The sequence below is a fragment of the Mycobacterium sp. NGS59 genome (assembly GCF_059812345.1).
Genome location: NZ_JCALCN010000009.1, coordinates 148,614 through 161,064, shown reverse-complemented (window position 1 = coordinate 161,064; position 12,451 = coordinate 148,614). Strand labels below are relative to the sequence as shown.

At 65.0% G+C, this 12,451-nt stretch carries 10 protein-coding genes; 2 read left to right on the top strand and 8 right to left on the bottom strand.

Translation table 11 applies throughout. The annotated features are described in order from the left end of the window. Window positions 1-84: 84 nt before the first annotated feature. Together AC5Y46_RS13120 and AC5Y46_RS13115 are read left to right on the top strand one after the other, a co-directional pair. Window positions 85-912, top strand: coding sequence for a phytanoyl-CoA dioxygenase family protein (locus AC5Y46_RS13120; RefSeq protein ID WP_499943763.1), 828 nt, complete (start codon window positions 85-87; stop codon window positions 910-912). Window positions 913-926: 14 nt separating this feature from the next. Further along, complete coding sequence (locus AC5Y46_RS13115; protein ID WP_499943764.1) at window positions 927-1,313, top strand: RidA family protein; 387 nt, start codon at window positions 927-929, stop codon at window positions 1,311-1,313. Here the strand turns inward: AC5Y46_RS13115 and AC5Y46_RS13110 are convergent. The 8 genes from AC5Y46_RS13110 to AC5Y46_RS13075 all read right to left on the bottom strand — a co-directional run bounded on the left by AC5Y46_RS13110 (window position 1,249) and on the right by AC5Y46_RS13075 (window position 12,376). Then, window positions 1,249-1,527 carry a ribbon-helix-helix domain-containing protein gene (locus tag AC5Y46_RS13110; protein WP_499943765.1) on the bottom strand — a complete coding sequence of 93 codons (279 nt, stop codon included), beginning with the start codon at window positions 1,525-1,527 and terminating at the stop codon, window positions 1,249-1,251. The genes AC5Y46_RS13115 and AC5Y46_RS13110 overlap by 65 nt on opposite strands. A gap of 226 nt (window positions 1,528-1,753) precedes the next feature. Then, window positions 1,754-3,991 (bottom strand): NADP-dependent isocitrate dehydrogenase, encoded by a 2,238-nt coding sequence (locus AC5Y46_RS13105; RefSeq protein WP_499943766.1) that lies wholly within the window; start codon window positions 3,989-3,991, stop codon window positions 1,754-1,756. 115 nt (window positions 3,992-4,106) lie between these two features. After that, window positions 4,107-5,804, bottom strand: a complete 1,698-nt coding sequence (locus tag AC5Y46_RS13100) for a class I adenylate-forming enzyme family protein (RefSeq protein WP_499943767.1) — start codon at window positions 5,802-5,804, stop codon at window positions 4,107-4,109. A gap of 2 nt (window positions 5,805-5,806) precedes the next feature. Continuing rightward, on the bottom strand, window positions 5,807-6,988 hold the full coding sequence (locus AC5Y46_RS13095; RefSeq protein WP_499943768.1) for a MaoC family dehydratase: 1,182 nt from the start codon (window positions 6,986-6,988) through the stop codon (window positions 5,807-5,809). Between the two features lie 12 nt (window positions 6,989-7,000). Then, window positions 7,001-7,984, bottom strand: a complete 984-nt coding sequence (gene acuI / locus AC5Y46_RS13090) for an acrylyl-CoA reductase (NADPH) (protein WP_499943769.1) — start codon at window positions 7,982-7,984, stop codon at window positions 7,001-7,003. 7 nt (window positions 7,985-7,991) lie between these two features. Continuing rightward, the gene (locus tag AC5Y46_RS13085) at window positions 7,992-9,425 is read right to left on the bottom strand and encodes an aldehyde dehydrogenase family protein (protein ID WP_499943770.1); all 1,434 of its coding nucleotides are present in this window, start codon (window positions 9,423-9,425) and stop codon (window positions 7,992-7,994) included. 24 nt (window positions 9,426-9,449) lie between these two features. Further along, entirely contained in the window at window positions 9,450-11,156 is a 1,707-nt protein-coding gene (locus tag AC5Y46_RS13080; RefSeq protein ID WP_499943771.1) for a thiamine pyrophosphate-binding protein, read from the bottom strand. Between the two features lie 2 nt (window positions 11,157-11,158). Beyond that, window positions 11,159-12,376, bottom strand: a complete 1,218-nt coding sequence (locus tag AC5Y46_RS13075; protein WP_499943913.1) for a CaiB/BaiF CoA transferase family protein — start codon at window positions 12,374-12,376, stop codon at window positions 11,159-11,161. Window positions 12,377-12,451 lie beyond the last annotated feature (75 nt).

Below are 12,451 nucleotides of genomic sequence, written 5' to 3'. Positions count from 1 at the left end.
AAGACTCGACTCGTGCATTGACAACCGCTCATCGCAAACCTTAAAGTCGATTACGAATCGAGTTTGAGAAACTAGGAGCATGCCATGCTAGTCACCCAGCAAATGAAGCACGACCTGGCCACCGACGGCGCCATCGTCGTCCGCGGTCTGTTTCCGCCCGAACAACTGCAGCGGGTACGGGAGTGCTTCGATTACGGCATCGCGCACCCGGGACAGGCCAGCAAGGTCTACGAGGGAACCGACGACGAACACTTCAACGAGTACGGCAACCCCGCCAACATCGAGCAGTACCTGGCGCTCATCAAGGAACTCGAACTCGAAGAATTCGTTGCGTCCCTGTGGGATTCGCAGAACGTCTGGTTCCTCGGCGAGGAACTGTTCATCAAGTCCGGCGGCAAGGCCGGCCGCTCACCCTGGCATCAGGACACCGCCTACATGCCGGCCAACGGCCCCCACCTGCTCAACATCTGGATCAGCTTCGAGCGGATCCCGAAGGAGAACTCACTGGAGTTCGTGCGCGGCTCGCACCGCGGCGTCGAATACGACGGTACGTCCTACCTCGATCCGACAGATCCCACCGCGCCGGTCTGGGGTGCGGAGCACTTCCCCCGGCTGCCTGACATCGAGACCGAGCGCAAGCAGGACCCGACGTCCTGGGACGTCATCTCGTGGGACATCGAACCGGGCGATGCGCTGGTGTTCCACTCCGGAAGTCTGCACGGCGGCGCTCCGGTGTCGCCGGCCTGCCCGGTCCGTCACACCCTGGTGCTCAGGTTCTTCGGCGACAAGTTGTTCTACCGGCCGCTGCCGGAGAAGCGGGCCAATTTCGCGGCCGATCCGAGTTCCCTCAACGACCCGTCGCTGGTCGCGGGAGATCCCTACCACCCCAACTACTTTGCCCAACTGCGCTGAGTGAGGACCAAGCCATGAAGCAAATCATTCCGGAGTGGATGAAGCCGCTCTACGACACCCATCATTTCGCGCCCGCGCTGATCGACGGCGAGCACCTGCGGTGCTCGGGAATGATCGGGCTGCGACCGGATCTCAGCGTTCCGGAAGACCCGGCGGCACAGTTCACTCAGGCCTTCGAGAACCTGCGCGGACTTCTCGACGAGGCCGGTCTGACATTCGCCGACGTGACGGAGATCAACTCTTACCATGTCGGATTGCAGACGCACATAACGACTTTCACGACGGTCAAGGACGAGTTCATAGTCGCACCCTATCCGGCGTGGACGGCGGTCGGCGTCACCGAACTCGCCGTTCCCGGCGCGCTGGTGGAGATTCAGTTGACTGCGCGGATAACGCGGTAGCGGGCCGAGTTCCATTGCGCCGCGGTAGCGGAGGGGGCGGCGCACCAGTCCCCAGATCGGCGACGCGGGTCTGGAAGGGCGGCGGTGCGGGACGGCCTCGGGCACCGGCGCGTATTGCGTCATTGAGCGCCTGCTTGAACGACACGCCACGCTCCCGCATCAGTTGCTGCACCACGACGACCGTGTCGTCGTCCAGAGTTACGGTCGTGCGCATTGTGACAACATAGCGTCACCCCCAATGACAGCATGCTGTCATTGAGGGGCGTGGCCGCGAACGTGACGTGGCTGCGATTTTCCGTTCAAAATTTCGCAGTGGCGTCACGCTCGCGGCCAAGCCCGAGGGCGCGGCCAAGCTTGAAGCGCCGCCAAGCCTGAGGGCGCGGCCAAGCCCGAAGACGTGGCCAAGCCGGGAGCCAAGCCAAGCTCGCCAGGGCGCGGCGTTACTCCCGCGCGTCGTCCAGCGCGTCGTTGAGTGTCTTGCTCGGCCGCATCACCGCCGCGGTCTTCTCCGCATCCGGGTAGTAGTAGCCGCCGATGTCGGCTTCGCTGCCCTGCGCCTCGTTGAGCTCGGACACGATCTTTTCTTCGTTCTTGGCGAACACGTCGGCGAGCTTGCCGAAGTGCTCCTTCAGTTCTTCGTCGTCGTCCTGATTGGCTAGTTCCTGCGCCCAGTACAGCGCGAGGTAGAACTGGCTGCCCCGGTTGTCGAGCTCGCCGGTCTTGCGCGACGGACTCTTGTTGTTCTCCAGCAGTTTGCCGATCGCCTGATCCAGAGTCTTGCCCAGGATCTTGGCCCTCGCGTTGTCCGTCTTGATCCCGATGTCCTCGAAGCAGGCGCCCAGCGCGAGGAACTCGCCGAGTGAATCCCAGCGCAGGTGGTTCTCCTCCTTGAGCTGGTGCACGTGCTTGGGCGCCGAACCGCCTGCGCCGGTTTCGTACAGTCCGCCGCCCTTCATCAGCGGCACGATGGACAGCATCTTCGCGCTGGTGCCGAGCTCCAGGATCGGGAACAGGTCGGTCAGGTAGTCGCGCAGGATGTTGCCGGTGGCGGCGATGGTGTCCAGGCCGCGGATCAGGCGCTCGAGGGTGTACCGCATGGAACGCACCTGCGACATGATCTGAATGTCCAGACCTTCGGTGTCGTGATCCTTCAGATAGGTGTTGACCTTATTGATCAGCTCGTTCTCGTGCGGGCGGTACGGGTCGAGCCAGAACAGCACCGGCATGCCCGAGTTGCGTGCCCGGTTGACGGCCAGTTTGACCCAGTCCCGAATCGGTTCGTCCCGCACGATGGGCATCCGCCAGATGTCGCCTTCCTCGACGTTCTGGGTGAGCAGCACTTCACCCGATTCGAGATCGACGATGTCGGCCACCCCGTCCTCGGGGATCTCGAATGTCTTGTCGTGCGAGCCGTATTCCTCGGCGCGCTGGGCCATCAGACCGACGTTGGGCACGGTGCCCATCGTGGTGGGATCGAACTGGCCGTTGGTCTTACAGAAGTTGATGATCTCTTGGTAGATGCGGGAGAACGTGGATTCAGGGTTGACGGCCTTGGTGTCCTTCTGCCGCCCGTCGGCGCCGTACATCTTGCCGCCGGCGCGGATCATCGCGGGCATCGAAGCGTCGACGATCACGTCGCTGGGGGAATGGAAGTTCGAGATCCCCTTGGCCGAATCGACCATCGCCAACTCGGGGCGGTGTTCGTGGCAGGCGTGCAGGTCCCGGATGATCTCGTCGTGCAGGGACGCCGGCAGTGACTCGATCTTGTCGTAGAGGTCGGTCAGCCCGTTGTTGACGTTGACGCCCAGCTCGTCGAACAGCTCTTGGTGCTTGGCGAAGGCGTCCTTGTAGAAGATGCGCACCGCATGCCCGAACACGATCGGGTGGCTGACCTTCATCATCGTCGCCTTGACGTGCAGCGAGAACATCACACCGGTTTTGTGCGCGTCCTCCATCTCCTCTTCGTAGAACTCGATCAGAGCCTTCTTGCTCATGAACATGCTGTCGATGATGTCGCCCTCGAGCAGCTCGACTTTCGGCTTGAGCTCGATGGTCTCCCCGCTCTTGGTATTCAGCACCATCTTCACGTTGCGCGCCCGGTCCAGCGTCATCGACTTCTCGCCGTGATAGAAGTCGCCGTGCTTCATGGTCGCGACGTGGGTGCGGGAGGCCTGTGACCACTCGCCCATGCTGTGCGGGTGCCTGCGCGCGTACTCCTTGACCGCCTTGGGCGCACGCCGATCCGAGTTGCCTTCCCGCAGAACGGGATTGACCGCGCTACCCAGGACGTTGGCGTAACGCTGCCGAATCTCCTTCTCCTCGTCGGTCTTCGGGTTGCCGGGGAAGTCCGGAATGTTGTAGCCCTTGTTCTGCAGTTCTTTGATTGCCGCGACCAGCTGCGGCACCGAGGCACTGATGTTGGGCAACTTGATGATGTTGGTGTCCGGATCCTGGGTGAGTTTGCCCAGCTCTGCCAGGTTGTCGGGCACGCGCTGATCTTCGTCGAGTTCGTCCGGGAACTGGGCGAGGATCCGGGCCGCGACCGAGATGTCACTGGTCTTGATCTTGATGCCGGCCGGCTCGGCGAAGGCCCGCACTATCGGCAGGAAAGCGTAGGTCGCCAGCAAAGGCGCCTCGTCGGTCAGCGTGTAGATGATGGTCGGCTGCTCGGCGCTCATGCGTAGTCTCCCGGCGTCAGTGTCGGTCGGATTGTGGAGGGCTCAGTTCTTCGTCAGCCACACCAGCGACCCTAACGTACGGGGCCGATCGGGGTTCGGGTCAGACGCTGCGACGTCACCTGGCTGACAGTCTCTGAACGGCCAGTTCGCGGAGCTCACCGGCCTTGATCTTGGCGTTCCCGGTGACCGCCACTTCGTCCTCACGGAAGAACAGCACGTGACGCGGCACCTTGTAGCTGGCCAACCGCTGCCGCAGGAACACCAACAGCTCTTCGGTGTCGATGGTCGCTCCGTCGTGCGGGACGACGCAGGAGACGACGAGCTCGCCGAGCTTGTCGTGCGGGACGCCGACCGTCTGCGCAACCCGGACCCCGGAGTGCGCGATGAGCGCCTCGTCCACCTCGCGTGGCGAGACGTTGGCCCCGCCGGTCTTGATGATGTCGGTGAGCCGGCCCTGCCAGAAGAGCCGGCCGTCGTCGTCGAGGTAGCCGCCGTCGCCGGTGGGGAAGAAGCCCTCCGAGTCCAGCGTTTCGGCCAGCGGGATGCCGATATAGCCGAGCATCAGCGTGGGTCCCTTGACGCCGATCTCGCCGGGCTCCCCGCGCGCAACGATCTGCCCGGTGAGCGGGTCGGTGATCTTCAGGGTCACCCCGGACAACGGCACCCCGAAACTGTCCCGATGGACATCGGGCGGGGTGTTGGCCGGGTAACCCGTTGTGATGGTGAATGTTTCGGTGTTGCCGTAGGCGTGGCCCGGCTCGTACCACTCGCCGGAGACCGTTGGATGATGCGCGATCGGGGTCTTGAAGTCCGCGAACCTGACGCAGCTCAGGTCCACCTCGTTCCAGTTCGGTGCGCCCTCCAATTGGGCCCATTGGTGCGGCCAGGCGAACGGGAAGTTCACCCGCTCGGCCTGCATCAACTCGAGCGCTCCGGCGGCGTCGAAGGTGGACTGCAGGACGAGGGATCCGCCGCTGGCCAGTGTCGAGCCGAGCACCATCGCGAAGTTGCCGGACCAGAAGAAGCCGTTGGCGGTCCAGCCCCGGACGCGGTCGTCGGGGGTGAAGCGGTACATGCGGCGGAACCGCCACAGCTGGATCGAGACCCCGCGGTGGGAGCTGAGGATTCCCTTGGGCTTGCTTGTCGAGCCCGACGAGAAGAACAGCACCGCCGCATCGCTGGGCAGCACCGCCGCGGCTGTCGCCTCGACGACTTCGCGGGGCTCGTCGTAGCCGGCGGCCAAGAACTCATCCCATGTCTCGATGCCGGGCGCCGCGTCGCCCACCGCCGCGATGCGGCGCAGGAACGGATACTTCGCCGATTGCAGCGGGCCCGCAACGCCGATCGCCGGCTCCAGCTCGACCAGAGTCGCCGCGAAGTCCTTGGTCAGCACCCGGCGCTCGAGGAGCAGCACCGAAACCGAGGAGGCCCGCAGCAGATAGTCGAGTTCGGCCGGCGTGGAGAAGGTGCTGAGGGTGACCGCCACCCCGCCGGCCAGCGCCGTCCCGAATACCGCGGCAAGCCATTCGGGCCTATTGGTCATCAACACCCCGACCCGGGCGTCCTTACCCAGTCCGCACCCGCGCAGCGCCTGCGCTACCTCGACCGCCCGTTCCCACAATTGCGTATACGTCCACCGGGTGACGTCGTCGCCGGCGTGCCAGACCAGCGCCTCGCGTTCGCCGTAGGCCTGCGTGACCTCGCGCAGAAATCCCGGCAGCGTCAACGTCCCGAGCCCGGGCTCCTCGGACAGCGGCGGCCCGGAGACGAGCGAAAGATTGTGCGCCGCTGGCGGTTCCGTATCGTCAACCATGGCTACAGCGGCAGCTCGACCTCGGCTGTGCAGCCCACCAGCAGCTCGCCGTTCTGATTGGTCAGACGCAGCTTGACCTGCACCAGGGGAACACCCCAGGTCGATTCCGCCTTCTTGTCGACGACCTCGGCGTCGAAGTAGGTCACGTCGCCCTCGAAGGCGGGGGTTCGGAAGTCGGCCTTGGAGTGGCGCACCATGCCCTCGTGGCCGGCCCAGTACGCCAAATAGTCGGTGCACCAGGCGCCCATCGTCGCGCCGTAACCGTAGGCGCGCGCCATGCCGACCTCGCTGGCCCGGTCGGCGTCGATATGCCCGCGCGACGGGCCGACGTACAGGCCGTCGCGCTTGCGGGGATCGATCATCGCGTCTTCCTCGTCGAAGGCGAAATCCTTGCCCCAGCCGGGATCCTGGTAGACCCACGGATCGTCCATACCGGGCGGCGCGACCCAGTGGAACGTCCCCCAGATGTTGAACAGAAACGCCCGGTATTCGGTGGTGAAGCTGGCGATGCTGTGCGGGCCGATCACCCGGCGCGGCAACGTATCACCGATCTTCACTTCGTCGAAGCGCGGCGAAACACCCGTCCGGTTGGACTCCAGCCAATCCCGGCGCAGCCGCTCGATCTCCTCCAGTTCGAGTTGGGTCCAGCGCTTGATCTCACCGAGCTGGCTTTCGAACATTCCCCGTTTGGTCGCTTCCTCGTAGAGGTAGCGGATCGCGGTGGAACGCTCCCGGGCGACCAGGGTGCCGTGCTGGTTGGTGTGGGTGGTGTCGCCGCGGGAAAACATCGTCGGGCCCGCGAATTTCGTCTCGGTCACCTTGTAGTCGTGAAACCGCCGCTCTTGGAACAGCTTGTCCCCGGGTCGCACCGGACAACCGTAGAACCACCATTCCTCACCACCGAAGATCAAGTGGCTGTTGGGAATATGGCCCACGCAGGCCGGCGCGGCGCCGTGCCCGTAGTCCAGGGCGACCGCGATGGACTGGGGCGCGACGATGCCGCCGAACTTCGAGTCACGGGCGAAGCGCTCGTCCCAGTGCAGCGGGTTCGGGTAGTCCATCGCCATCACCCAGCGGCGGATGTCGGAGGAACTACACGGGTCCCACAATTGGCCGCCGCCCACGGGTTTGCCGACCCGGTGCTCGACGTCGGACAGATCGAGTTGCGGACTGTGCTCGGGCATCTCAGCGCTCCCTCAGCGGTTGACGTCGACGACGATGCGCCCGCGCACCTTGCCGTCCATCAGTTCTCGTGCCGAGTCGATTGCCTCGCCCAGGCCGATCTCCCGGGCGATCGAATCCAGCGCCTGCGGGTCCAGGTCGCGTGCCAGTCGTTCCCAGGCTGTCAGGCGGCGCTCCTTGGGTGCCATCACGCTGTCGATGCCCAGCAGCGAAACACCCCGCAGGATGAACGGGGCAACTGTCGCCGGAAAGTCCATGCCCTGCGCCAGTCCGCAGGCGGCTACCGCCCCGCCGTAGCGGGTCTGCGCGCAGGCGTTGACCAAGGTATGGCTGCCGACGGTGTCGACGACACCCGCCCACCGTTCCTTCTGCAACGGTTTGCCCTTCTCGCTCAACTCGGCGCGGTCCAGGATCGCGACGGCACCGAGTTGCTTCAGGAACTGCTCTTCGGACGATTTCCCGGTGGAGGCGACCGGTTTGAATCCGGCTGCGGCCAACAGCGCGACGGCGACGGTCCCGACGCCGCCGGTGGCGCCGGTGACCAGGATCTCACCTGCATCGGGTGAAACCCCTTGCTGGATCAGAGCTTCCACGCACAGGCTGGCGGTGTATCCGGCGGTGCCGATCGCCATCGCCTGGCGGGTGGTGAACTGCGACGGCAGCGGCACCAGCCAGTTACCGTCGAGCCGCGCACGCTGAGCCAGTCCGCCCCAATGGGTTTCGCCGACGCCCCACCCGTTCAGTACGACACGGTCACCCTGCTTCCAGTCGCTGTGGTCGCTGTCGGTCACCGTTCCGGCCAGGTCGATACCGGCGACCATCGGAAACTTGCGTACCACCGGAGATTTGCCGGTGATGGCCAGCCCGTCCTTGTAGTTCAGCGTGGAGTACTCGACCTCAATGCTGACATCACCGTCGGGCAGCTGCGCCTCGTCCACCTCGGTGACGCCGACCGTCTGGCCGTCCCCGCCCTTTTCGATCAGAACTGCGGAAAACATCTGTGTCTCACTCCTTTTCGTCGGGTGCGTAGCCCAAGGCGCTTTTGACCTCCAGGTATTCGTGGAACCCGGCGTCGCTCCACTCGCGGCCGTTGCCGCTGTGCTTGTAACCGCCGAACGGTGCGTTCATGTCGAAAGCGTGATTGATCGTCACCCAACCGGCGCGGATCTTGCGGGCCACCTCCCGCGCCTTGCCCAGGTCGGCACCCGACACGTATCCGGCCAGACCGTAATCGGTGTCGTTGGCGATCGCGACGGCCTCGTCCAGGTCGTCATAGCCGAGGATGCACAGCACCGGACCGAAGATCTCTTGGCGCGCGATGGTCATGTCGTTGGTGACGTTCGCGAAGACGGTCGGCTTGACGTAGTAGCCGTTGTCCAACGAGTCCGGCCGGCCCGCGCCACCGGCGACCACGGTCGCGCCCTCCTCGATGCCTTTCTGGATCAGGCCCTGGACTTTCTCGAACTGCATCTTGGACGCCACCGGTCCGATTGCGGTCTTGTCCGCGGGATCACCGACCTTGACCTGCTCGGCCGCCTCCCGCGCGATGTCGATCGCTTCGGCCATCCGCGAATTCGGCACCAGCATCCGCGACGGTGCGTTACAGCTCTGCCCCGAGTTGGGCATCATGTTGCGCACCCCGGCGCGCACACTGTCCTGAAAAGCCGCGTCGTCGAGGACGATGTTGGGGCTCTTGCCGCCGAGTTCCTGCGTCACCCGCTTCACTGTCGGCGCGGCGTTGCGCGCCACTTCGACTCCGGCCCGGGTGGATCCGGTGAACGACACCATGTCGATGTCGGGATGGCTGGAAAGAGCCATGCCGACGCCCGGACCGTCTCCGTTGACCAGGTTGAACACCCCGGCCGGCACTCCCGCCGACGCGAGCACCTCGGTGAAGATGTGGGCCGAGTACGGCGCCACCTCCGACGGTTTGAGGATCATGGTGCAACCCGTCGCCAATGCCGGGTAGACCTTGACCGCGATCTGGTTGAGCGGCCAGTTCCACGGGGTGATAAGCCCGCAGACGCCGATCGGCTCCTTGAGGATCAGCGTCGCGTCACGCTGTTGTTCGAAGGAGAAATTCTTCAGCACGTCGATCGCCGTCATCAGGTGACCGATACCCAGCTGGACCTGCGGGCCGGCAGCCAGCGACGGCGGTGCGCCCATCTCCTCGGTGACCGCATCGGCGAGATCCGTTGCCCGCTTCTGGTATTCGGCGAGAATGGCCTGCAGCAGGTCCAAACGCTCTTCGCGGCTGCTCTGCGACCAGGAGGCGAAGGCGCGCCGGGCCGCGTTGACCGCCACGTCGACGTCGGCGGCCGAACCGAGTGAGATCTTTCCCGAGACCTGTTCGGTGGCCGGGTTTTCGACGTCGAAAGTGTTGGGCCGCAACGGGTCGACCCATTGGCCGTCGATGTAGAACTTCAGGTATTCACGCATGGGATCAGCCTTCCTGCTCGCGCATCACTGGGTGCCTTCGGCGTACCACGTTCTGAATTCGTCGTACTTGGGCATCTCTTCGGAGTTTGCCTTCGGGTCGATGCAAACATGAACCACGGCTGTCTTGCCGCTGGCGTAGGCCCGCGCGATGACGGGGCCGATCTCGTCCTCCTTCTCGACATACTCACCGTGGCAACCGAATCCCTCGGCGATCTTGTCGAATCGCACGTCCTTACTCCAGTGCACCCCGGGTTGCGCCGACGGCTGGGCGAACGTGCGCTTGTAGACGCCTACCTCCAGCCCCCACTGGTGGTCGACGCCGACCACGCACACCAGCGGAAGATTGTGCCGCGCAGCGGTTTCCAATTCGGCGATATGGAACAGGAACGCGGAGTCACTGGTCAGCAGCATGACCGGGCGCTTGCCGCCGTCGGCGACCGACGCGCCCACCGCGTACGGCAGACCGGTGCCGAGATGGCCGAAGTTCTGATTCCAGATCACGTCGTGCGGCTTGGCTTGCGAGTAGGTCCATTGGAAGATCACAGTCGCCCCGCCGTCGCGCACCAGGATGCCGTCTTCGGGGAAGGCTCGGGTCGCCTCGACGACGAAGCGGGCCGGATGCACCGGGGTTCGCCCGCTGGGCGCATTCTCCGCGAGTTGGGCGAGTTCTTCGGCGTCCTCCCGAATCCAGCGATCGAGGTCAGCGGAGGGCTGGCGCGGATTGTCGCGCAGCGCGTCGACGAGCTGGGGGACGACGCCGCGCAGGTCCCCGACCAACGGCACGTCGATTGGACGGTTCACACCGATCGCAACCGGATCCTGCTCGACCAGAATCCATTTGCGTTCGGCGTTGTTCTTCGCCCAGTGCCGCGTCCTGCCGTAATGGCTCGGCTCGCCGAGTTCGGTGCCGAGCGCCAGGCACAGGTCGGATTGCACCACTGCCTCGACAGCGGCCGGTGAGAAGCCGTAGGCGAAGGTGCGGTCCTCCAGCCCGGCGATGAACGATGTGCCGCCGGAAGTCTGAATCACCGGGCAGGCCATCAGGTCCGCGAGTTCCTTGACCGCCGCCCCGGTGCGGGAGGTGTGCACGCCGTGTCCCACCAGCAGGATCGGGCTCTTGGCCGCCCGGATCAACCGGACGGCTTCGTCGACCTCACCCGCTCCGGCGCCCTGGTTGACGAGGCGATACCTGTTGGGCGGCAACGGGTCGGCGACGTCGAGCTCTTCGAGGATCACGTGCGACGGGAACTCGATGTAGGACGGTCCCGGGGTACCGGACATCGATCGGCGGATCGCTTCGTGGACGATCTCGTCGGTCTGGTCGGCGTACTCGATCGAGCTGCTGTATTTGACCGACGGGGTGAACAGACCTTCCTGTTGCACGAATTGGATTCGGCCGCGGCGCACCCGCCGTTCGGTGATGCGGGCTCGCTGACCCCCGAGGAAGATCACCGGCGAGTTCTCCACCAAGGCGCACATCATCGCGCCGGCGATGTTGGCGACACCGGGGCCCAGGGTGCCGATGCACAGGCCGGGCTGGCCGGTCATCCGCGACACCGCCTCGGCCATGAACCCGGCGCTCAACTCGTGGTGCGGTGCCACCACCGACCAGCCACGCGCGTCCGCCTCGTGGAACATGTGCACGAAGTTCGGGTCGGGGATGCCGAAAATCGTGCGCACACCTTCGGCTTCGAACAGATCCAGGATCCGTTTGTACACGGGCACGGTCATGGTCAGACTTCCTTTCCTTCGCGGGCCGGGGGTACCGCCCGCTTGCGGGGGAGTGTGAACTCCCCATCGGGCAGGCCATTGGGGGAGTTGTTGCGTTTGCGCGCGCCGATTTCAGCGAGCACTTCCTCGGTGTGGGCGCCCAGTTCTGGTGCCGGGCCTGCAACGCGGCCGGGCGTCTGGGAGAACCAGGTGGGCACGCCGGGGAAACGCACCGGTCCGTGCGGGGTGTCGACGGTCTCGAACATGCCGACGGCGTTGAGGTGCGGGTCGTCGAACAACGCGCCGGGTTCGTTCAGCGGGGCGGCGGGGATCTCGAGTTCGTCGAACAGCCTCAGCCACTCACCGGTGGTGCGTTCCTTCATGGTCTCGGCCACCAATCCGTAGATGGTGTCGATCTGACGCGCGCGCTGCTCCAGCGTCGAGTACGACTCGTCGGCCCACGGGGGCCGTACCGAGTTCATGAACGCGTTCCAGTGCTTGTCGTTGTAGATCAGCGCGGCGACGAAGCCGTCGCTGGTGCGGTACGGACGACGGTTGGGTGCCACGGTGCGTGGATATACCGCCGGTCCCAGGGGCGGATCGAACAGCGCACCGTTGGCGTGTTCGACGAGCATGAACGACGCCATGGCTTCGAACATGGCGACTTCGACTTCCTGACCCGTCCCGGTGCGCTCCCGGTGGAACAAAGCCATGGTGGTCGCGTACAGCGCCGTCAACCCGGCGATCTTGTCGGCCATGATGGTCCCGACGTAGTCGGCCTCGCCGGTGAGTTGCTGCTGGACAGCCGGCAGGCCGCATTCGGCTTGGATGGTGTCGTCGTAGGCCGGCCGGTCACGGGCGGGTCCGCGACGGCCGTACCCGTAACAGTTGGTGTAGACGATCGCCGGGTTGATGGCGGCGACGTCGTCGTAGCCGAATCCGAGCTTGGCAATGGCTTTGGCGCGCATCGAGTGGATGAAGACGTCCGCGGTCTCGATCAGCATCCGCAGTTCCCGCGCCCCGGCGTCGGTCCGCAGGTCCAGCACGACACTGCGCTTGCCGCGGTTGACGTTCACGAACACCCCGCTCATGCCCGGTGCGGGGCCCACCGAGATATAGCGGGTGTTGTCGCCTTGTGGCGGTTCAACTTTGACGACGTCCGCACCCATGTCGGCCATGATCTGCGTGCAGTACGGCCCCATCACCATCGCGGTGAGGTCGATGACGCGGATGCCGGCCAGTGGACCGCTAGGTCGATTGGCGGCGACCCGCGGCGCCCGGCTATCGCCGCGCTTGCGATCGCCGCTAGGTCCATT

Excerpts from the sequence above, each read along its gene's own strand:
- AC5Y46_RS13120 (WP_499943763.1), top strand. The coding sequence starts at position 85 with ATGCTAGTCACCCAGCAAATGAAGCACGACCTGGCCACCGACGGCGCC.
- AC5Y46_RS13115 (WP_499943764.1), top strand. The coding sequence starts at position 927 with ATGAAGCAAATCATTCCGGAGTGGATGAAGCCGCTCTACGACACCCAT.
- AC5Y46_RS13110 (WP_499943765.1), bottom strand. The coding sequence starts at position 1,527 with ATGCGCACGACCGTAACTCTGGACGACGACACGGTCGTCGTGGTGCAG.
- AC5Y46_RS13105 (WP_499943766.1), bottom strand. The coding sequence starts at position 3,991 with ATGAGCGCCGAGCAGCCGACCATCATCTACACGCTGACCGACGAGGCG.
- AC5Y46_RS13100 (WP_499943767.1), bottom strand. The coding sequence starts at position 5,804 with ATGGTTGACGATACGGAACCGCCAGCGGCGCACAATCTTTCGCTCGTC.
- AC5Y46_RS13095 (WP_499943768.1), bottom strand. The coding sequence starts at position 6,988 with ATGCCCGAGCACAGTCCGCAACTCGATCTGTCCGACGTCGAGCACCGG.
- acuI (WP_499943769.1), bottom strand. The coding sequence starts at position 7,984 with ATGTTTTCCGCAGTTCTGATCGAAAAGGGCGGGGACGGCCAGACGGTC.
- AC5Y46_RS13085 (WP_499943770.1), bottom strand. The coding sequence starts at position 9,425 with ATGCGTGAATACCTGAAGTTCTACATCGACGGCCAATGGGTCGACCCG.
- AC5Y46_RS13080 (WP_499943771.1), bottom strand. The coding sequence starts at position 11,156 with ATGACCGTGCCCGTGTACAAACGGATCCTGGATCTGTTCGAAGCCGAA.